This is a genomic window from Stenotrophomonas sp. TWI602 (assembly GCF_039674045.1).
Lineage (GTDB): Bacteria > Pseudomonadota > Gammaproteobacteria > Xanthomonadales > Xanthomonadaceae > Stenotrophomonas.
The window spans coordinates 37823-60133 of sequence record NZ_JBDJMT010000006.1 but is presented as its reverse complement, the minus strand read 5'-3'; the positions used below and the strand labels follow the sequence as shown (position 1 = coordinate 60133).

At 66.7% G+C, this 22311-nt stretch carries 13 protein-coding genes; 6 read left to right on the top strand and 7 right to left on the bottom strand.

Annotated elements, in window-relative coordinates; genetic code table 11:
- Window positions 1–6: 6 nt before the first annotated feature.
- Window positions 7–1719: a bifunctional isocitrate dehydrogenase kinase/phosphatase gene (aceK, locus tag ABE483_RS08535; protein WP_346481505.1), complete on the bottom strand. Its 1713-nt coding sequence runs from the start codon at window positions 1717–1719 to the stop codon at window positions 7–9.
- Between the two features lie 152 nt (window positions 1720–1871).
- Here aceK and ABE483_RS08530 point away from each other — a divergent pair, with 152 nt between their 5' ends.
- On the top strand, window positions 1872–2792 hold the full coding sequence (locus ABE483_RS08530) for a hypothetical protein (RefSeq protein WP_346481504.1): 921 nt from the start codon (window positions 1872–1874) through the stop codon (window positions 2790–2792).
- A 91-nt stretch (window positions 2793–2883) separates the two neighbouring features.
- On the opposite strand, the gene ABE483_RS08525 is transcribed toward ABE483_RS08530, so the two are convergent.
- The 6 genes from ABE483_RS08525 to ABE483_RS08500 form a co-directional block, all read right to left on the bottom strand.
- Window positions 2884–5109 (bottom strand): NADP-dependent isocitrate dehydrogenase, encoded by a 2226-nt coding sequence (locus tag ABE483_RS08525; protein ID WP_346465879.1) that lies wholly within the window; start codon window positions 5107–5109, stop codon window positions 2884–2886.
- A gap of 270 nt (window positions 5110–5379) precedes the next feature.
- Window positions 5380–5949, bottom strand: a complete 570-nt coding sequence (locus tag ABE483_RS08520; protein ID WP_346481503.1) for a hypothetical protein — start codon at window positions 5947–5949, stop codon at window positions 5380–5382.
- 287 nt (window positions 5950–6236) lie between these two features.
- Window positions 6237–6740, bottom strand: a complete 504-nt coding sequence (locus ABE483_RS08515; protein ID WP_121040564.1) for a hypothetical protein — start codon at window positions 6738–6740, stop codon at window positions 6237–6239.
- 40 nt (window positions 6741–6780) lie between these two features.
- Window positions 6781–7074: a LysM peptidoglycan-binding domain-containing protein gene (locus ABE483_RS08510; RefSeq protein WP_121040566.1), complete on the bottom strand. Its 294-nt coding sequence runs from the start codon at window positions 7072–7074 to the stop codon at window positions 6781–6783.
- A gap of 185 nt (window positions 7075–7259) precedes the next feature.
- Window positions 7260–8078 (bottom strand): NADPH-dependent 7-cyano-7-deazaguanine reductase QueF, encoded by an 819-nt coding sequence (queF, locus tag ABE483_RS08505; RefSeq protein WP_313211343.1) that lies wholly within the window; start codon window positions 8076–8078, stop codon window positions 7260–7262.
- A gap of 171 nt (window positions 8079–8249) precedes the next feature.
- A complete protein-coding gene (locus tag ABE483_RS08500) occupies window positions 8250–9581 on the bottom strand; it encodes a M20 family metallopeptidase (RefSeq protein WP_176987984.1) in 1332 nt (443 codons plus the stop codon).
- Between the two features lie 231 nt (window positions 9582–9812).
- Between ABE483_RS08500 and ABE483_RS08495 the strand changes: the two genes are divergently transcribed.
- The 5 genes from ABE483_RS08495 to yccS all read left to right on the top strand — a co-directional run bounded on the left by ABE483_RS08495 (window position 9813) and on the right by yccS (window position 22219).
- Window positions 9813–11051 carry an efflux RND transporter periplasmic adaptor subunit gene (locus ABE483_RS08495; protein WP_121040573.1) on the top strand — a complete coding sequence of 413 codons (1239 nt, stop codon included), beginning with the start codon at window positions 9813–9815 and terminating at the stop codon, window positions 11049–11051.
- 88 nt (window positions 11052–11139) lie between these two features.
- A complete protein-coding gene (locus tag ABE483_RS08490) occupies window positions 11140–14379 on the top strand; it encodes an efflux RND transporter permease subunit (protein WP_346481502.1) in 3240 nt (1079 codons plus the stop codon).
- A 34-nt stretch (window positions 14380–14413) separates the two neighbouring features.
- Window positions 14414–17539: an efflux RND transporter permease subunit gene (locus tag ABE483_RS08485; protein WP_313211076.1), complete on the top strand. Its 3126-nt coding sequence runs from the start codon at window positions 14414–14416 to the stop codon at window positions 17537–17539.
- A gap of 241 nt (window positions 17540–17780) precedes the next feature.
- Window positions 17781–19883, top strand: a complete 2103-nt coding sequence (locus ABE483_RS08480) for a TonB-dependent receptor (RefSeq protein WP_346481501.1) — start codon at window positions 17781–17783, stop codon at window positions 19881–19883.
- Between the two features lie 158 nt (window positions 19884–20041).
- Window positions 20042–22219 carry a YccS family putative transporter gene (gene yccS, locus ABE483_RS08475; RefSeq protein WP_346481500.1) on the top strand — a complete coding sequence of 726 codons (2178 nt, stop codon included), beginning with the start codon at window positions 20042–20044 and terminating at the stop codon, window positions 22217–22219.
- Window positions 22220–22311 lie beyond the last annotated feature (92 nt).

Genomic DNA, 22311 nt, shown 5'->3' with positions numbered 1-22311 from the left:
GGACAATCAAGCCAGCCGCAGCGCGCCGGCATACGGCGGCGTGTCCGGAAAATCACCGCTGGCAAAACCTGCCTGCAGCTGTTGCCACCACACGGGATCCAGCAGATGGCCGAAATGCTCGCGCACGGCCGCCAGCTCGGGCGCCGGCAGCCCCATGAACATCCAGAACCGCTCCGGAAACACGTCACGCGGGCCGATGTCGAACCAGGGTTCACCAGCCAGCGCTTCCTCCTCATTGCGCGGCGTCGGCCATGCACGGAAGTTGCACTCGGTGACCAGGCACAGCTCGTCGTAGTCGTAGAACACCGCGCGCCCGTGGCGGGACACACCAAAGTTCTTCGGCAACATATCGCCAGGAAAAATGTTGTTGCGCGCCATGTCGGTGATCGCCTGCGCGTAATCAAGCGCGGCGACGCGACGTGCCTCGGCGGTCTGCTCACGCAGGTACAGGTTGAGCGGACGGAAACGCCGCTGCACGTAGCACAGCGCGATCACCAGTTCGTCGCCGTCCTCGCGCACACTGCTGGCGCACTGGGTCAGCAGCTCCTCGCGCAGGGCCGAAGAGAAGCGTGACCGCGGGAAGCGCAGGTGCCGATAGGGCTGCGCGTCGAGCAGCCGGCCGACACGGTCCAGGTTGAATACCAGCGCATACTTCTCTTCGACCTGGTGCCGGCTCATGGTCTTGGGCCAGGCGAAACGGTCCCGGATCAGCTTGAACACCAGCGGATAGCTGGGCAGGGTGAACACCGCCATGACCATGCCGGGCGTGCCGTCAGCATGCACCAGCTGCTCGCCCGGCTGTTCCTGGAAGTGACGGAAAAAGGTGCGATAGCGTTCGGTCTTGCCCTGCTTGGCACGCCCGAGCACGGTGTAGATCTCATCGACCGGCTTGCCCGGCAGCAGGCTGCGCAGGAACACCACCGCATCGCCTACCGTGGCCAGATCGGCCTGGAAATAGCTGCGCGAGACGCCGAACAGATGCGCGACATCACGGCGCCGGGTCAACACCGCATCCACGCGCAGGCCGCGCTCGTCATGGACCAGCGCGATCACGCAGGGCGAGAAGCGATGCTCACCGAATACGCGCCCCACCAGATAGGCCCGACGCTCGCGATAGAACACGGTGTCGAGCAGTTCAATGCTGCGCACCGGGTAGTCGCCCCAGTGCGCCAGATCGTCCTGCAGGCGCACCGCGATCGCCGCGGCGCAGCGCAGCTGGTGCGCGTACGGCACATCGAAGCGGTAGTCCCCCAGTACGCGCATGAAGGCATCGGCCGGGCGCGTGGGCGACAAGGTGTAGCTGTGTCGCGCGACCGGATGGGTAATGGCGTCGGAGGGCTCCACATCCATCGCCATGAACTCGATCGCCCCGTCTACGCCACGGGTGGCGAACAGCCGGCGCGCCAGCGTGTTGTAGAAGGTCTTGTACAGCTCGGCATCGATCAAGCCGACCAGCAGCGCGGCGTAGGCGACACGTACCTGCAGCCACAGCGCGCGCTCGCCGATCCGCTCACCGGCTGCACGGCGCAATGCATCCACGGTTTCGGCGATGCACCGGTCGTACAGCCCGATGCGCTCCACGGCGTCCTGCCGCGCACTGGCCCAGTCCCGCTGTTCGAAGCGCTGCCGCGCACGCCGGCTGATCGCCGCGAAGCGCGCGTGGTACTCCTCGAACCCATCGCGGATCAGGTGCGCGAGCGCATCCGGCGTTGCGCTCATGTGGCGCCCCCGGCGGGGCATGGAAAGATCTGGCAGGAACAGCGACCGCGCATGTATCCACTTCCACAGGACCTGCTGCCACCATACGGCAGCCACTGGGCGCTTGCCCAGCCGGCGCCGGTGCATGCGGGTTTCCGGGGTAGAGTCGCCCCATGAACCTTCGAACAGGGAAAGTGATGACGACAGGCCGTCGCAGGACCGTGTGGGTGGGCGCTGTGTTGCTGGCGGCAGTATTGGTGCCCGTGTATTCGGGCCAACGTGACCGGCCACGGGTATCGCAGACCATGACTAGACCTTCATCGACAACCGCACTGTCCGCGGAGGCTGTCGCTCCGGTCCCTCATGCGCTGGAGTCTGGACCGCTGTCGGCCGGCTTCGAAGATGACACCCGCAACGAGTTCGAAGGCGTCAGCGCTGCGGCCGAACGCGGAGACGTCAACGCGCAGCGCCGGTTGGCCGAACTGTACGAGAAGTGTTTTCTGGTGAACCTCCGGCGTGCGTCCTATCTCGAGGGCGTCGAAAGCACGGCCAGGTTGCATCCGGATCCGGGTGCAGGGCAGCAGATGCGCCTGACCGGCGAACGTGTTTTCGCGCAGTGTGGCGGTGTGGATGGCGGTCAGGTGATTCCACTTGAGGCCATGCTGGCATGGAGGGAGCAGGCCGCGCGCCAGGGTGATCTTGCTTCACAGCTGTGGTTGCGTCTTCGCCAGACAGCTACGGCACCTCTCACGCCGGCGGAGTATGTCCAGTTGATGGAACAGGTCATTGCGGCCGACGACGTGACGGCAATGGCGTACCTGGGGTCTCTTGCTCAAGCAACCGCTGCGACGGGCGCCGCGGATGGAGATCCGCTCATCACTGGATTGGCGTGGCAGATTACCGCCTGCGAACGTGGACTTGCCTGCGGGGTGGGGAGTGAATTGATGGATGTGCTGTGCTTCAGCACGGGTGCCTGCATGGAGACAGATGCCACCGTGCTCCTGCGTTTGATGGCCGCAGAGCAGCAGACTGCGCTGAATGCTGAGATCGCCCACCTTTCGGCCCAGCTGGGCCGCCGTCCCCGCCGCCAGTGACCCGCCGCCCGATCAGAACCAATCGCCCACAAAAAAACCCGCGCCGAAGCGCGGGTTCTTCATCGATCACCGCTGGGGCGGGACCGCTTCGTTACAGCGCAGACAGCGCGCTGTTGAAGGTGGTGCTCGGACGCATCGCGGCGCTGGCCTTGGCCACGTCCGGACGGTAGTAACCGCCGATATCGACCGGCTTGCCCTGCACCGCGGCCAGCTCGCCGACGATGGCCTGCTCGTTGTCGGCCAGGGCCTTGGCCAGCGGAGCGAAACGGGCCTTCAGCGCGGCATCGTCGTCCTGCGCGGCCAGGGCCTGGGCCCAGTACAGCGCGATGTAGAAGTGGCTGCCGCGGTTGTCGATGCCACCGAGCTTGCGTGACGGCGACTTGTCGTTGTCCAGGAACTGGCCGTTGGCCTGGTCCAGCGTCTTGGCCAGCACGGTCGCACCGGCGTTGTCGTAACGGTTGCCCAGGTGCTCCAGCGAGGCCGCCAGCGCGAGGAACTCGCCCAGCGAATCCCAGCGCAGGTAGTCCTCTTCCACGAACTGCTGAACGTGCTTGGGCGCCGAACCACCGGCACCGGTCTCGAACAGGCCGCCACCGGCCATCAGCGGCACGATGGAGAGCATCTTGGCGCTGGTGCCCAGCTCCATGATCGGGAACAGGTCGGTCAGGTAGTCGCGCAGCACGTTGCCGGTCACCGAGATGGTGTCCTCACCCTTGCGGATGCGGTCCAGCGAGAAGGCGGTCGCTTCCACCGGGGCCAGGATGCGGATGTCCAGGCCGTTGGTGTCGTGGTCCTTCAGGTAGGTCTCGACCTTGGCGATCACCTGCGCATCGTGCGCGCGGGCTGCATCGAGCCAGAACACCGCCGGGGTGCCGCTCAGGCGGGCGCGGTTCACGGCCAGCTTTACCCAATCCTGGATCGGGGCGTCCTTGGTCTGGCACATGCGCCAGATGTCGCCGGTCTGCACGGCGTGCTCGAACACCACGGCGCCTGCCTCATCGGAGACGCGCACGGTGCCGTCGGCCGGGATCTGGAAGGTCTTGTCGTGCGAGCCGTATTCCTCGGCCTTCTGTGCCATCAGGCCGACGTTCGGCACCGAGCCCATGGTGGCCGGGTCGAACGCACCGTGGGTGCGGCAGTCGTCGATCACGGCCTGGTACACACCGGCATAGCAACGGTCGGGGATGACGGCCTTGGTGTCCTGCAGCTTGCCATCGGCATTCCACATGCCGCCGGAGTCGCGGATCATCGCCGGCATCGAGGCATCGACGATCACGTCGCTCGGCACGTGCAGGTTGGTGATGCCCTTGTCCGAATTGACCATGGCCAGGCCCGGGCGCTTGCCGTACTCGGCGGCCAGGTCGGCCTTGATCGCTTCCTGGGTCGCTTCGGGCAGCTGCGGCAGGCGCGCGAACAGATCGCCGATACCGTTGTTCGGATCGAACCCGGCCTGCTTGAGCACCTCGGCATGCTTGGCCAGCACGTCCTTGTAGAACTCTTCGACGACCACACCGAACATGATCGGGTCGGAGACCTTCATCATGGTGGCCTTGAGGTGCAGCGAGAACAGCACGCCCTTGGCCTTCGCATCGGCGATCTGCGCCTGCACGAACGAGGCCAGCGCATTGCGGCTCATCACGGCGGCGTCGACGATCTCACCGGCCTTGACTGCGGTCTTTTCCTTGAGCACGACGCTGCTGCCGTCGGCCTTGAACAGTTCGATCTTCAGGCTGCCGGCAGTGGCCAGCGTCGCCGACTTTTCGCTGCCGTAGAAGTCACCGCCATCCATGTGCGCGACATGCGACTTGCAGTCCTTGGACCACTTGCCCATGCGATGCGGGTGCTTGCGGGCGTAGTTCTTGACCGACAGCGGCGCGCGGCGATCGGAGTTGCCTTCGCGCAGCACCGGGTTCACCGCGCTGCCCTTGACCTTGTCGTAGCGCGCCTTGATGTCGCGCGAGACGTCGTCGGTCGGCACGTCCGGGTAGTTCGGCAGTGCGAAGCCCTGGTCCTGCAGTTCCTTGATCGCGGCCTTCAGCTGCGGCACCGAGGCGCTGATGTTGGGCAGCTTGATGATGTTCGCGTCCGGGGTGGTCGCCAGCTGGCCCAGTTCGGCCAGGTGATCGGCTTCTTTCTGGTCGTCTTTCAGGTAATCCGGGAACAGGGCCAGGATGCGGCCGGACAGCGAAATGTCGCGGGTTTCCACGGCAATGCCGGCGGTGGCGGTGTAGGCCTCGACGATCGGCAGCAGCGACTGCGTGGCCAGGAACGGGGCTTCATCGGTGAGCGTGTAGAGAATCTTGGGCGTGTTCGACATGGGGGATCAGGGCTCTCTTGCAGATCTCGTGAATGATGGCCGACGGCAATGCCGGGCCGCGTGCAACCGTGTCGCGTGCAGGGCCTCGCACAGCCTGGCCCGCACTTTCCCCGGGGACCGCGCCAACCAACGGCGCGCACGGCGGGAAACCCCTGCATTGTCGCGTTTTCAGCCCCCCGGAGCAAAGCTACCCCATACGCAAACGTACTGGAACGCTGTGGTGCATCGGTGCCAGCCAGCGGCCCAGCCGCTTTCGGGGTGCGGAGCCGCTCACTTGGAAGCGGCTGCGGCCTGCGGGGGGTCGTCCACCCATTCCGCGAGTGGCTTTCCCCACACACTTTGGCGGGGACACGTGAGCGTCTGGTTGCTGTGGTTGCGCTTGAAACTACATACCCGGAAGCCGCCAACTGCCGCTGCCAGATCCTTGCGCTGTGAGGCGCCGGTCGCCGTGCCGATCAGATGCAGCGGCATGGCACCGGATCGGTCAGGCGTAACGAAGATGTCGTATCGGGTCGAATCGCCCTCGGCTGTTCTGTAGCCGGAAAGCTGATAGCCAGGAAGGGTTAGTTTCAGATCGATAGAGGATCCCGGACTGGGCGCTTGCGGTGCGTCGCCTTCATAGACCAACAGCACGCTCCGTTGATCCTTCAAAACTTCATGAATCCCGAAATCCGCAGGTGATTCGTAGCTGATCGACATCCCAGTGGGGACACGCAGGCAGGCGCCATGGAGGAAGTGATCGCAACTGTAGGCCCACAGCGTTGCTTCCTGTCCATATGCGTATCCGGGTAAAAGCGCAACAACAGGCGCAAAGAAACGCCACATCCTCTTCTTGTCCATTGCCTCTCCCTTGGAATTCCGGCGCCGCGCGATACCCCCATTCTGCGACGATACGACTCGTGCAATCCACGCACAGTACGGATCGGGCGATCTCACCAGAGCGGGAAACCATGCCCTTCCTTGAGGCGCCTGCGGCCCAGCGCTAGACCCATACAGGCTGCCGCGCCTGGAATGGCATGAAGCGCACTTCTGCCCGCCACGCCGATGAAATAAAGCCATAAAAAAGACGCAGCCTCGCGGCTGCGTCCATCGTGAGCCTGTTGCCGGGAGAGAGTCGGCGTCTAGGCTTACTTGACCTCAAACTCCTGCGGCGATCCGGCCGCCTTACCATCTACCATGACTTCCGCGCGGTACTTGCCCGCCGGCCAGCCATTGGCATTCTTGAACGAGATATTGGTGGTTTCGGCACCGGTGGTATTGACCACCTGGTTCTGCTCACCGGCCACCTGACCATTCTGGAAGGTCAGCTTGGCCGCCACGTTGGCGTTGTTGGCGCTGCCATCGGTGCGGATCGACACGATGATGTCGTCCTTCGGCGCGAACAGCGCGACCGAGGTGACGGTCTTGTCGGCTGCGGCGGTCTTGCCAACGGTAACGGCCGAAACGTTCACCCCTGCTGCCGCGGTCATCGGCTGCGGCGCGGCTTCGGTCATCGGCGCCGGCGCGGCCGGCGTCATCGCGGCGGGCTGGGCGTTGTTGTCAGCGGTGTCTTCTTTCTTCTTGCAGCCAGCCAAGGCCACGGTGGCCAGAAGCGCGGCGAGGACGGCAGTACTGATGGACGACTTCTTCATGTGAGGTTGCTCCCTTGTAGGTGATGGGCAGTACAGCGGATCAGGCTTTGGGCGGCAGTTTCAGGGTCTGGCCCGGTTGGATCTTGTCCGGGTCGTCCAGTACATCGCGGTTGGCCTCGAAGATGCGCTTCCACGCATTGGCATCGCCCAGTTCCTGCTTGGCGATCTTGGAGAGCGAATCGCCCTTCTGCACCGTGTAGGTGCCCCCGACCTTTTCCGCGGTGGTATCCACCGAGGAGGTCACGCCCGAGAAATCGACCTGATCGACTTTCTGCGCGGTGGTATCAACGCTGGCGCTGACACCGGAAAAGTCGACTTTCTTATCGGTACTCATCCATACACTCCCGTCTTGATTGACGACATGGGAGGCACGGTGTCACAGCCCTTGTTAATGGGGCATGGCGTGGGTGTGAAGACGTGCGGAACGGCTACCGGCGGCCACGTTGCCCGGGGGTAGAGCCACCCCATGGGTGGCTGCGCGTGGTGCCGGGTTCCAGGGCAGCGACCCGTGGGGTCGCTCTACTGGCGCAGGTCGCGGACGGTGCGGGCCGGCAGTTCGATGCCCGGGCTGGCCCGCCACGGGTTGATGTCCAGGCCGCCGCGGCGGGTGTAGCGCGCTTCCACTTCCAGCCACTGCGGTGCGCAGCGCTGGGTGATTTCGCTGAAGATCCGCTCCACGCACTGCTCGTGGAACTCGGCGTGTTCGCGGTAGCTGATCAGGTATTTCAGCAGGCCGTCGCGGTCGATCTTCGGGCCGTGGTAACGCACGCTGACGCTGGCCCAGTCCGGCTGGCCGGTGACCGGGCAGTTGGACTTGAGCAGGGCCGAACTCAACGTTTCGGTGACCACCTCATCGGCATCGGCGAACAGGAACTCCGGGGCCGGCGGGCCGTAGCGCTCAATGGTCACCTCGCGCTCGTCCAGCGACTCGCCCTCGGGCTCTTCCACCAGCGGCGGCACCCCGAGCACCACCGTCACCACCGCCCCGGCACACGCCGACAGATCGCGGGTGATGCACAGCCGCGCGGCCGCGTCATCATCGAAACGCGTGCTGTTGAGCGAGTTGAGATACAGCTTGAACGACTTGGATTCGATCAGGTTCGGCGAGGTGCACGGCACGCTGACCGTGGCCACGGCCACGCGCGGTTTGCCGCGACCATCCAGCCAGCTCAATTCATAGGCCTGCCAACGGTCATGGCCGACAAACGGCAACGCCGCCTCGTCCAGGCCGATCTCCTCGCGGGCGCCACGGCGCGGGATGGGGAAGAGCAGGCCGGGATCGTACTGCGACGGGTAAGCCACCTCGCGACCGAGGCTGGAGTCCTGGGGGGTATTCATGCCGCCATTTTACGCCGGTAGGCGCGCGGCGTCCGGCATCGAAAACGAACGGACACGGCGACGGGGCAATTTGCATCCCCAGTCGGAGGGAGGATCGGAACCCTCCCGCCCGTGCCGGTTTTCGCCCCGGCCAGCGGCCGGGACCTACCGTCTACCAGCCGTCGTCTGACGTCAGCCTGCGCCAGGCGCCGCAGCCGGCGTCCCGTTGAGGTAATCCAGGCTCACCTGCAGCAACGCGCGCAGGCCCACATCCAGCGCCTTCTCATCGAGCAGGAACTTCGGCGAGTGGTTGGCCGGCGCGGTCGCCGGATCGATCCCCTCGCTGGTGGAGCCCACGAAGAAGAACATCCCCGGTACCTGCTGGGCGTACAGCGAGAAGTCCTCGGCGCCCATCTGCAGCGGCGGCTCATACACATTGCCCTCGCCCACCACGGCCTGCAGGCTCGGCAGCATGCGCGCGGTCAGTGCCGGATCGTTGACCGTGGCCGGGTTGCCCTCGGACTCATAGATCTCGGTTTCGGCCTTGGCCCCGTGCGCGGCCGCGGTGTGCTCGGCCACGTTGCGCAGGTCGGCGAAGATCTGCTGGCGCATGCCCTCGTCGAAGGTGCGGATGGTGCCGACCATCTCCACTTCATCGGGAATGATGTTGTAACGGATGCCGCCCTTGATCGCGCCGAAGGTCACCACCGCCGGCTGCTTGGAGAGGTTGGCGCGGCGGCTGACGATGGTCTGCGCGGTGCCGACCAGGTCGGCGGTGGCCACGATCGGGTCTACCCCGTTCCACGGCGCCGAGCCGTGGGTCTGGCGGCCGATCACCTTGATCCCGAACCGATCCGACGCTGCCATCAGCGGGCCGCCACGCACCGCGATCTGGCCGGCCGGCACGCTGGAGAACACATGCAGGCCGAACACGGCCTCGGGCTTGAAGTCCTTGAACAGCCCTTCCTTGAGCATCAGCGCCGCCCCGCCCTCTTCCGGCGGCGGCGCGCCTTCCTCGGCGGGCTGGAAGATCAGCATGACCTCGCCGGGCAGGTTCGCGCGCATCTTCACCAGCGCATCGGCCACGCCCAGCAGGGTGGCGGTGTGGGCGTCGTGACCGCAGGCGTGCATCACCCCGACGGTCTCGCCGCGGTAGGTGCTGGTGGCCTTGGAGGCGAACGGCAGGCCGGTCTGTTCGGTCACCGGCAGTGCGTCCATGTCCGCGCGCAGGGCGATCCGGGGGCCGGGCTTGCCGCCCTTGATGATGGCCACCACGCCGTGGTGGGCGATGCCGGTCTGCGGCTTCAGGCCCATCGCGCGCAGGCGTTCGGCCACCTTGGCCGAGGTGCGTTCTTCGCGGTTGGACAGCTCCGGGTGCTGGTGGAAGTCACGGCGCCAGTCGATCACCTGGGCCTTGAGGCGGGTCGCAGCGGCGGCCACTTCCGGGCGTTCGGCGGGGGCGGCGGCGGCCAGACCGGGGGCGGCCAGCAGCAGGGCGGACATCAACAGCGACAGACGGGGCATTGAAGGTCTCCACGGGTCAGAACGGCGGTCGAACCTGAATGTAGGGCATCGGGGCCGGACGCGCTGTAACTTTCTGCCCCGGCAAACGTTCATGGAGGGAACCTCACCCGTCACATCCGGTCTGATCGCCCGTCCCATCCGTCATGCATGAAAGGCCACGGGCGACGAGTATGCTTTGCGCCTAGCCAACCGGGCCCCCCGCCCTCCGCCAGCCCCCTCAGGAGTTATTGAATGTCGCGTTTCTGGAAGATCGTGCTGCTGGTGGTCGCAGTGCTGGTGGTTGCCGTGGTCGGAATGCGCCTGATGGGCGGCAAGAAGGGGGATGCAGGCGGTCCGGCAGCCGAAGGGCGCCAGGGCGGTGACCCGGCCAATGCCGGCCCGGTGCCGGTCACGGTGATCGATGCAGTCCGCCAGGACGTGCCGGTGTATGCCAGCGCGCTTGGCACGGTCGCGGCGATGAATACCGTTACCGTCAGCCCGCAGGTCGGTGGCCAGCTGATCAGCCTGAACTTCAAGGAGGGCCAGGAAGTGAAGAAGGGCGACCTGCTCGCACAGATCGATCCGCGCACCCTGCAGGCCAGTTACGACGAAGCTGCGGCCGCCAAGCGCCAGAACCAGGCCCAGCTCGCCACCGCCCGCTCCAACTACCAGCGCTCCAATTCGGCCGAATATCGCCAGTACGTGGCCAAGACCGACCTGGATACCCAGCGCAACCAGGTGGCCCAGTTCGAAAGTGCCGTGGCCGCCAACGAGGCCAGCATGCGCGCCGCCCAGGTGCAGCTGCAGTACACCCGCGTGACCGCCCCGATCTCCGGCATCGCCGGTATCCGCGCGGTCGACGCCGGCAACATTGTCAGCGCCGGCACGGCGTTGGTGACGCTGACCCAGATTCATCCGATCCATGTCGTGTTCAACCTGCCCGAGCGCCAGCTGCCGGCCGTGCGCCAGGCCCAGGCCGCCGGCCCGGTAGACATCGCCGCACTGGACCGCAACGACGCGCACGTCCTTACCGACGGCGGAAAGCTGGATGTGGTGGACAACCAGATCAGCAGCGACAGCGGCACCTTCCGCGCGCGCGCCCTGTTCGACAACGAAGACAACTCGCTGTGGCCGGGCCAGTTCGTCAATGTCCGCATGCAGCTGCGCACCATCGCCGGCGGCGTGGTGATCCCGACCCAGGCCGTGATGCGCGGGCCGGACGGCGAATACGTCTACATCGTCAAGCCGGACAGCACCGTGGCCATGCAGACGGTGAAGAGCGGCGTGGAAGTCGGCGACAGCCAGGTGCAGATCACCGAGGGCCTGAAAGGCGGCGAGCGTGTCGTGAGCGAAGGCCAGTTCCGGCTCAAGCCGGGTGCGAAGGTGACCGCGCTCAAGCCGGGCGAAACCCCGGCCGCACCGACCGAAGCCGAACTCAAGGCCGCCCAGCAGCAGGGTGGTGGTGGACGCCGCGGTGGCGGTCCGCGCTGATCGCGCCTGCCCTACGTTCCTGACGCCGGCCCACGCGCCGGCGTTCGCCTGATCCAACGCAGCACGACGCACCAGCAAGGACCCGCCCGTGGGCTTTTCGACGATTTTCATCCGCCGCCCGATCGCCACCTCGCTGCTGATGGCGGGCCTGCTGCTGCTCGGCATCCTCGGCTACCGCCAGCTGCCGGTGTCGGCGCTGCCCGAGATCGATGCGCCCAGCCTGGTGGTGACCACCCAGTATCCCGGTGCCAATGCGGTCACCATGGCCTCGCTGGTGACCACGCCGCTGGAGCGCCAGTTCGGGCAGATTTCCGGGCTGGAGATCATGACCTCCGATTCGTCGGCAGGGCTGTCCACGATCATCCTGCAGTTCTCGATGGACCGCGACATCGACATCGCCGCGCAGGATGTGCAGGCCGCGATCCGCCAGGCCACCCTGCCCTCCTCGCTGCCCTACCAGCCGGTCTACAACCGGGTGAACCCGGCCGACGCGGCGATCGTCACCCTCAAGCTCACCTCCGACACGCGCCCGCTGCGCGACGTCAACAACTACGCCGACTCCATCCTCGCCCAGCGCCTGTCGCAGGTGCAGGGCGTGGGCCTGGTCTCCATCGCCGGCAACGTGCGCCCGGCCGTGCGCATCCAGGTCAACCCGGCGCAGCTGTCCAACATGGGCTTGACCCTGGAAGAGCTGCGCAGTTCGCTCACCCAGGCCAACGTCAACGCGCCAAAGGGCTCGCTCAACGGCAAGACCCAGTCCTACTCGATCGGCACCAACGACCAGCTGACCAGTGCCGCCGAGTATCGCGACACCATCATCAGCTACAAGAACGGCCGCCCGGTGCGCCTGTCCGATGTGGCCAACGTGATCGACGGCGTGGAGAACGACCAGCTGGCCGCGTGGGCCGATGGCAAGCCGGCGGTGCTGCTGGAAGTGCGGCGCCAGCCGGGCGCGAACATCGTGCAGACCGTCGAGCGCATCCGCGCGTTGCTGCCGCAGCTGCAGAACGTGCTGCCGGCCGACGTGCATCTGGACATCTTCAACGACCGCACCGAGACCATCCGCGCCTCGGTACATGAAGTGCAGTTCACCCTGATCCTGACCATCGGCCTGGTGGTCGCGGTGATCTTCGTGTTCCTGCGCCGCCTGTGGGCGACCATCATTCCCTCGGTGGCGGTGCCGCTGTCACTGGCCGGCACCTTCGGTGTGATGGCGTTCGCCGGGATGTCGCTGGACAACCTCTCGCTGATGGCGCTGGTGGTGGCCACCGGCTTCGTGGTCGACGATGCGATCGTGATGATCGAGAACATCGTGCGTTACATCGAACAGGGCAAGAGCGGGCCGGAAGCGGCCGAGATCGGCGCGCAGCAGATCGGCTTCACCGTGCTCTCGCTGACGATTTCGCTGGTGGCGGTGTTCCTGCCGCTGCTGCTGATGCCCGGCGTCACCGGCCGCCTGTTCCACGAATTCGCCTGGGTGCTGAGCATCGCGGTGACGCTGTCGATGCTGATCTCGCTGACGCTCACCCCGATGATGTGCGCCTACCTGCTCAAGCCCGATGCGCTGCCCGAGGGCGAAGACGCGCATGAGCGCGCCGCCGCAGCGGGCAAGACCACCGTGTGGTCGCGCACCGTCGGCCTGTACGAGCGCAGCCTGGACTGGGTGCTGGATCACCAGCCGCTGACCCTGGCCGTCGCCGCCGGCGCACTGGTGCTGACCGTGGTGCTGTACATCGTGATCCCCAAGGGCCTGCTGCCCGAGCAGGACACCGGCCTGATCACCGGTGTGGTGCAGGCCGACCAGAACATCGCCTTCCCGCAGATGGAGCAGCGCACCAAGGCCGTGGCCGAAGCGCTGCGCAGCGATCCGGCAGTGACCGGTGTCTCGGCCTTCATCGGCGCCGGGACCATGAACCCGACGCTCAACCAGGGCCAGCTGTCGATCGTGCTCAAGGAGCGCGGCGACCGCGATGGGCTCGACAAGATCCTGCCGCGCCTGCAGAAGGCCGTGGCCGGCATTCCCGGGGTGGCGCTGTACCTCAAGCCGGTGCAGGACGTCACCCTGGATACCCGCGTGGCCGCGACCGAGTACCAGTACTCGCTATCGGACGTGGACAGCGCGCAGGTCGCGCTGCAGGCCACGCGCCTGACCGAGGCGCTGCGCCAGCGCCCGGAGCTGGCCGACGTGGACAACAACCTGTCCAACCAGGGCCGCGCGCTCGAGCTGACCATCGACCGCGACAAGGCCAGCGTGCTCGGCGTGCCGATGCAGACCATCGACGACACCCTGTACGACGCCTTTGGCCAGCGCCAGATCTCGACCATCTTCACCGAGCTCAACCAGTACCGCGTAGTGCTGGAAGTGGCCCCGGAGTTCCGCACCAGCACCGCGCTGATGAACCAGCTGGCGGTAGCCTCCAATGGCGCGGGCGCGCTGACCGGCAGCAATGCCACCAACTTCGGCCAGGTCACCTCGTCCAACTCGTCCACCGCCACCGGTATCGGCGCGCAGAACACCGGCATTCCGGTCGGCGCCGGCAACATCATTCCGCTGGCGGCGCTGGCCGAGGGCAAGGTCACCAGCACCCCGCTGGTGGTCAGCCACCAGCAGCAGCTGCCGGCGGTCACGGTGTCGTTCAACATCGCGCCGGGCTATTCCTTGTCCGATGCGGTCAAGGCGATTGAAGAGACCAAGGCCGGCCTGGACATGCCCTCGCAGGTGCATGCGCAGTTCATCGGCAAGGCCGCCGAGTTCACCGGCAGCCAGACCGATGTGGTGTGGCTGCTGCTGGCCTCGCTGGTGCTGATCTACATCGTGCTGGGCGTGCTGTATGAGAGTTACATCCATCCCTTCACCATCATCTCCACCCTGCCCCCGGCCGGCGTCGGCGCCCTGCTGGCGCTGATGGTGTGCGGGCTGCCGTTGTCGGTGGACGGCATCGTCGGCATCGTGCTGCTCATCGGCATCGTGAAGAAAAACGGCATCATGATGGTCGACTTCGCGATCGAAGCCCGGCGCACCGGCGCCAACGCGCACGAGGCGATCCGTCGCGCGTGCCTGCTGCGCTTCCGCCCGATCATGATGACCACCGCTGCCGCGATGCTGGGTGCATTGCCGCTGGCGCTGGGCACCGGCATCGGCTCGGAACTGCGCCGCCCGCTGGGTATCGCCATCGTCGGCGGCCTGCTGCTGTCGCAGCTGGTGACGCTGTACACCACGCCGGTGATCTACCTGTACATGGAGCGCTTCTCCGACCGCCTGCGCCAGCGCCGCGAACAGCGTGCGCTGCGTCATGGCCATGGCCCGGTGCAGGAGCCGCAGGCGTGATGATGAGCACCGCAGGCCGTTGCGGAGGCGTTCGATGAACATCTCCGGTCCGTTCATCCGCCGCCCGATCGGCACTGCCCTGCTGGCCATCGGCCTGTTCGTGGTCGGCGTGATCTGCTACCTGCAGCTGGGCGTGTCGGCACTGCCGAACATCCAGATCCCGGTGATCTTCGTGCACGCCAACCAGGCCGGCGCGGATGCCACGACCATGGCCTCCACGGTGACCGCGCCGCTGGAACGCCACCTCGGCCAGCTGCCGGGCATCGACCGCATGCGTTCGTCCAGCTCCGAGGGAAGTTCGCTGGTCTTCATGATCTTCCAGAGCGACCGCGACATCGATTCGGCCGCACTGGACGTACAGACCGCGATCAACTCGGCCCAGGCCGACCTGCCCGCCGGGCTGGGCACGCCGATGTTCCAGAAGGCGAACCCGAACGATGACCCGGTCATCGCGATCGCGCTGACCTCGGAAACGCAGTCGGCCGACGACCTCTACAACGTCGCCGACTCGCTGCTGGCCCAGCGCCTGCGCCAGATCACCGGCGTGTCCTCGGTGGATATTGCCGGTGCTTCGACGCCGGCCGTGCGCGTGGACGTCAACCTGCGCCTGATGAACGCCCTCGGTCTGACCGCCGATGACCTGCGCAATGCCGTGCGCGCCGCCAACGTGACCTCGCCGACCGGCTTCCTCACCGATGGCAACACCACCACCGCGATCATCGCCAACGACTCGGTGGCGCGCGCAGCCGACTTCGCCCAGCTCGTCATCAAGACCGCCGACAACGGCCGCGTGATCCGCCTGCAGGACATCGCCAACGTCTACGACGGGCAGCAGGATGCCTACCAGGCCGCGTGGTTCAACCACAAACCGGCGGTGGTGATGTACGTGTTCACCCGCGCCGGCGCCAACATCGTGGAAACCGTGGACCGGGTAAAGGCGCAGATTCCCACCCTGCGCGACTACCTGGAACCGGGCACCACGCTCACCCCCTATTTCGACCGCACCCCGACCATCCGCTCCTCGCTGCATGAAGTGCAGATCACCCTGCTGATCGCGCTGGCGATGGTGGTGCTGACCATGGCGCTGTTCCTGCGCCGGCTCGCCCCGACCCTGATCGCGGCGGTGACCGTGCCGCTGTCGCTGGCCGGTGCGGCGCTGGTGATGTACGTGCTGGGCTTCACCTTGAACAACCTGAGCCTGCTGGCGCTGGTGATCGCGATCGGCTTCGTGGTCGACGATGCGATCGTGGTGATCGAGAACATCATGCGCCACCTCGACGAGGGCATGACGCGCATGCAGGCGGCCCTCACCGGTGCGCGCGAGATCGGCTTCACCATCGTCTCGATCACCGCCTCGCTGGTGGCGGTGTTCATCCCGCTGCTGTTCGCCAAGGGCATGATGGGCGCGTTCTTCCGCGAGTTCACCGTCACCCTGGTGGCGGCGATCGTGGTGTCGATGATCATCTCGCTGACCCTCACCCCGGCGCTGTGCAGCCGCTTCCTGAGCGCGCATGCCGACGCCGGTGCACCCAGCCGCTTCGGCCGCCTGCTCGACGCCGGCCACGACCGCATGCTGCGGATCTACGTGACGCTGCTCGACTTCTCGCTGCGTCATGCACTGCTGCTGTCGCTGACCCCGCTGCTGCTGATCGGCGCGACGGTGTTCCTGTTCGGTGCGGTGAAGAAGGGCGCGTTCCCGCCCCAGGACACCGGCCTGATCTGGGGCCGCGCGAACTCCAGCGCCACGGTCTCCTTCGACGACATGGTCAACCGCCAGCGGCGCATCACCGACATGCTGATGGCCGACCCGGCGGTGAAGACCGTGGGCGTGCGCCTGGGCAGTGGCCGGCAGGGCTCCAGCGCGCAGTTCAACGTTGAACTGAAATCACGCAAGGACGGCCGCCGCGAAACCACCGCGCAGGCCCTGGCGCGCCTGAGCGCCAAGGCCGACCGCTATCCCGACCTGCAGCTGCGCCTGCGCGCGATCCAGGATCTGCCCAGCAATGACGGCGGGGGGGCAAGCCAGGGCGCGCAGTACCGCGTCTCGCTGCAGGGCAACGACCTGGCCCAGCTGCAGGAGTGGCTGCCCAAACTGCAGGCCGCGCTGAAGAAGAACCCGAAGCTGGCCGACGTCGGCACCGACGTGGACAGCGCCGGCCTGCGCCAGAACATCGTGATCGACCGCGCCAAGGCCGCGCGCCTGGGGGTGTCGGTCGGTGCCATCGACGGCGCGCTGTACGGCGCCTTCGGCCAGCGCCAGATCTCCACGATCTACTCGGACATCAACCAGTACAGCGTGGTGGTCAACGCCCTGCCCGAGCAGACCGCGACACCGGGTGCGCTGGACCAGATCTACGTGCGGGCCGGCAATGGCGAGATGGTGCCGATCACGGCGGTCGCCGAGCAGGTGCCGGGGTTGGCGCCCTCGCAGATCACCCACGAAAACCAGTACACGACGATGGACCTGAGCTACAACCTCGCCCCCGGCACCAGCATGGGCGAGGCCAAGGCCATCATCGACAGCACGGTCAATGGCATGCGCATGCCCGGCGACATCCGCCTGGCCGAGGACGCCGGGTTCGGGTTCGATTCGGACCCGATGGCGATGCTGATCCTGGTGATGGCGGCGATCATCACCGTCTACCTGGTGCTGGGCATGCTGTATGAAAGCCTGATCCACCCGGTCACCATCCTGTCCACGCTGCCGGCGGCGGGCGTGGGCGCGCTGCTGGCGCTGTATGGCACCAACACCGAGCTGTCGGTGATTTCGATGATCGCGCTGGTGCTGCTGATCGGCATCGTCAAGAAGAACGCGATCATGATGATCGACTTCGCGGTGGTAGCGCAGCGCGAGCATGGGAAGACACCGCTGGAAGCCGCACGCGAAGCCAGCATCGTGCGTTTCCGTCCGATCATGATGACCAGCATGGTGGCGATCCTGGCCGCGGTGCCCCTGGCGATCGGGCTGGGCGAAGGTTCCGAACTGCGCCGCCCGCTGGGCATCGCGATGATCGGCGGCCTGCTGTTCTCGCAGAGCCTGACCCTGCTCAGCACCCCGGCGCTGTACGTGATCTTCTCGTGCCTGCGCGAGCGCTGGGCGGCCCGGCGGGCCCGCCGTCGTGAAAAGCGTGCGTTGAAGCGCGCCGCGGCCGCACGGTGACGGCGGCACGGCTGCACTGAACGTGGTTCATGCAGCCAGGTGCCGACCGTGGGTCGGCACGCCGCCGGATTGACGCTTCCGGCCCAAAAGAGAACAATTCGCATCAGCCACGGTCCTGCACTGCCCCCCGCGATGCCCCGCTGCCGCTGACGCGGCACGCCTGACGACTCAGCCACCCCCTCTTTTCCGCCTTCTTCTGATCGCGGACGGTGTGCTGCCGCCCGCGGAGGACCCCCACAACATGCGCCAGTCTGTGTCTTCGCTCCCGGCCGTGGTGCCGGGCCGCCGTGCCCTGCGCCCGGCCCTGCTCGCCCTTTCCCTGGCCGCGGCCTGCACCGCCCACGCCCAGTCCGCCCCGGATGGCGGCGTCCGGGCGCGCTCGGCCACCGACCTGGATGCGATCAAGGTCATCGCCGAACGCACCCATACCGACACCGGCGCGCTGGGCGACCGTGCCGTGCGCGATACCCCCTTCGCGATCTCGGTGGTGGGCCGCGAGGACATCGAGAAGCGCCAGGTGGTCTCGCTTGGCGAGGCCTTCCTCACCGATCCGTCCGTGGTCACCCAGGTCAGCGCCTACGCCAGCGGCTGGAGCTCGCCGATCCGCAACCGCGGTATCGACCTCAGCTACGACAGCTACCGCGTCAACGGCCTGCAGGTTTCTTCGTGGGGCACCGAGTGGCCGCTGGAAGTGATGGAGCAGGTGGAACTGCTGAAGGGTCCCGGTGGCTTCATGTATGGCTTCGGCCAGCCCGGCGGCATCGTCAACTACGTGACCAGGAAGCCGACCGAGGTCACCACGCTGTCGGCGCAGCTCGGCTGGCGCGAGGCGGGCATCGTCAGCGGCCAGGTCGATGTGGGCGGGCGCTTCGGCAACGAAGACATGTTCGGCTACCGCTTCAATGCGTACCAGGAGAAGGGCGAGACCTTCAACGGCGGCGAGGTGAACCGCAAGGTCGGCGCGCTGTCGCTGGATGCACGCCTGAGCGATCGCCTCACCTGGACCTTCGACGGCGTGTTCCAGTCACGCGATCTCAGCAACGAATCCCCGCAGTACTACTTCATCGGCCTGACCGAGCTGCCGCGCCCGCTGGCCGGCGACATCGACAACAGCATCGACGGCAGCTACTACGACACCCGCTCCAGCCTGCTCTCCACCGCGTTGAACTGGCAGATCAACAGCGACTGGAAAGCCAGCCTGAGCTATGGCGTGACCACCTCCTGGAACGACGTCAACAAGATCTTCGCCTACATCGATGACGTCAACGGCGACTACGACATCAACACCTACGAGCTCGGCGGCAAGAGCGAGTGGAAGCTGGCCCAGGCCATCGTGCAGGGTCGCTTCCAGACCGGCCCGCTGTCGCACCAGGTCGTTGCCGGCGTCTCCCACCAGACCGGCCTGGGCTGGGACCGTCCGTACGAATGGAACACCCTCGGCCGCGGCAACATCTATCAGCGTCCGACGCTGCGCCATGATGCGGTCGGCTCGCGCGTGCTCAGCCGCGGCAGCGAGACCGTGCAGCAGGCGGTATTCGTGAGCGACACCGTCAGCTTCGCCGATGGCTGGTCGCTGCTGGCCGGCGCGCGCTACAACGACTTCGAAAACAAGGGCGCGTACCACACCTATCCGGTCACCCCGACCTACGCCCTGATGTACAAGCCGGCCGATGCCGTGACGCTGTATGCCAGCTACGTCGAATCGCTGGAAGCCGGCAGCCGCGTGGGCAGCGATTACATCAATGCCGGCGACGTGCTCGACCCCACCATCAGCACGCAGGTCGAGATCGGCGCCAAGATCGAGTACCCGCGCTGGAGCGCCAATGCGGCCGCCTTCCGATTGGAGCGTGGCGCGAACATCGACCTGATTACGTCCGCCGGCAAGCTGCTGGTGCAGGACGGCATCACCCTGTACGAAGGCGTGGAAGTCAGTGGCGATGTGCGCCTGACCGATGCCTTCACCCTCGGTGGCGGCGTGACCTGGCTGGACCCGACCTACGACAAACTCTCCCCGGGCAGCGCCAGCCAGGAAGGCAACCGCACCGCCGGCGCCGCCCGCTGGCAGGGCGTGCTGCACGCCGACTACAGCATCCCGCAGATCGAGGGCCTGAGCGTGTACGCACTGGCCCGCTACTACGGTGACGTCTACTACGACGCCGACAACACGCTCAAGCTGCCCGACTACACCCTGGTCAACGCGGGCGTCGGCTACCGCATGCAGGCTGCCGGCCACCCCGTCACCTGGCGCGCCGGCGTGGAGAACCTGGCCAACAAGAAGTACTGGTCCAACGCAGGCGTCGGCCTGCCGCGCACCTTCGCGGTAAGCGTGCGGTTCGATATGTAAGCCGGATGCATGCTGGTCGTGCCGGCCGGTGGCCGGCTCCTCGGCTTTGTCGGGAGCCGGCCAGCGGCAGGCACTACCAGCGCCATTCCAACCCACGTAAAGGTGTCCCCTTCACCCCGCTCCGGCAATAATGGCCGCCTGCCTTCCGCCGAGTCGCCATGCCTTCGTTCGAAACCCGCGTCAGCCGCCTGTGGGCGCATGAGAAGGCCAGCTATGGCCTGCGGGTGTTCATCGCGTTGTCCGCGGCGATGGGGCTGTGCTGGTATCTCGACCAGCTGCCTGCGCTGCCGGGCGTATTCCTGGGCATCATCGCCAGCGCGATCGCCGAGACCGACGACAACTGGTGGGGCCGGATCAAATCGGTCGCCCTGTCACTGCTGTGCTTCGTGGCCGCCGCCGCCGCGGTCGTGGTGCTGTTCCCGCATCCGTGGTGGTTCATCACCGCGCTGGCCGCAGCGACGTTCGGGCTGACCCTGCTCGGCGCGCTCGGCGAGCGCTATGCCTCCATCGCGCAGGCCACGGTGACGCTGGCCATCTACACCATGATCGGGCTGGAGCAGCACGGCGCGGCCGATCTGTCCCAGGCGATCAACGCGGTCAGCCATCTGCTGGCCGGTGCGGTCTGGTACGCGCTGCTCTCGATCCTGTGGACCGCCCTGTTCGCCAACCGGCCCGTGCGCGAGCGGGTCGCGCGCCTGTACCTGGAACTGGGCCGCTACCTGCAGCTCAAGGCCGATCTGTTCGAACCGGTGCGCGATGCCGACGTGCAGAAGCGCCAGCTGGCCCTGGCCGAGCAGAACCGGCGCGTGGTCGAAGCGCTGAACATCGCCAAGACCGCGATCCTGGCCCGGTTTGGCCGCTCCGGTCGCCCCGGCGTGCAGTCCGGCCTGTACCTGCGCCTTTACTACATGGCGCAGGACTTCCATGAGCGTGCCAGCTCCTCGCACTACCCCTACGGCGCACTCACCGAGGCGTTCTTCCACAGCGACGTGCTGTACCGCTGCCAGCGCCTGCTCGCGCTGCAGGGTGAGGCCTGCGCCAACCTCGGCCAGGCGATCCGCCTGCGCCAGCCGTTCCAGTACGGCGAGCGCACCAAGCAGGCCACGGCCGACCTGACCGATTCGATCACCTGGCTGCGTGCCCAGCACAACCCGCAGTGGCAGCGCCTGCTGGCCTCGCTGGAACTGCTCGGCCACAACCTGCAGAGCATCGAGCGGCGCCTGTCCGAGGCCGAGAAGTCCGAGTCCACCCTGGACAACGTCGATACCCGCCTGCGCGATACCAACCCGCATACCCTGCGCGAGATGGGTGTGCGCATCCGCCAGCAGCTCACCCCCGGCTCGGTGCTGTTCCGGCACGGCCTGCGCATGGCGCTGGCGCTGATCGCCGGGTTCGCCGCGATCCGGCTGTTCAACGCACAGAACGGCTCGTGGGTGCTGCTCACCATCGTGTTCGTGTGCCGCCCGCACTTCGGCGCGACCCGCCAGCGGCTGGCACAACGGATCGCCGGCACGCTGATCGGCCTGGTGCTGACCTGGGCGCTGATGCAGCTGTTCCAGGACCTGCGCATCGAACTGCTGATCGCCCTGCTCTCGGCGCTGCTGTTCTTCTTCACCCGCAGCGATCGCTACCTGGTGGCCTCGGCGGCGATCACGGTGATGGCACTGACCTGCTTCAACCTGATCGGCGATGGCTTCCTGCTGATCTGGCCGCGCCTGGTGGATACCCTGCTGGGCTGCGCGATCGCCGCGGCGGCCGCCTTCCTGATCCTGCCCGACTGGCAGGGCCGGCGCCTGAACCTGGTGATGGCCCGTGTGCTCGACAACTGCGCCAAGTACCTGCACGCCGTACTGGGCCAGTACGGCAGCGGGATGCAGGACGATCTGGCCTATCGCATCGCACGCCGGGACATGCACAACGCCGATGCGGCGCTGTCCACGGCACTGTCGAACATGCTGCGCGAGCCCGGCCACGTGCGCCGCAACCTGGATGCCGGCTTCCGCTTCCTGGCGCTGTCCAACACCCTGCTCGGCCATCTCTCCGCACTGGGCGCCCACCGCACCCAGCTGGACAGCTACGGCCAGGATCCACTGGCGCTGTCCGGTGGGGAACGCGTCGAACAGGCGATGCAGCAGATCGCCACTGCGCTGCAGCGGCGCGAGCCGGTGGCTGAAGACGCCAACGAGGGCGATCGGGCCCTGGCCGAGCAGCTGGAGCAGATCCCGGACGACATGCCCCCCAAGCTGCAGCTGATCCGCACCCAGATGGGGCTGATGCTGCGCCTGCTGCCCAAGCTGCGGGGCGCCGCCAATGAGGCCGCGCGCACGCTGCGGTAGGTATCGACCGTTGGTCGATACGGATGTTGAAGGGCTCACGACCTATTGAACGTTCTCACGACCAACGGTCGTGAGCTACCCAAGACGGGGCT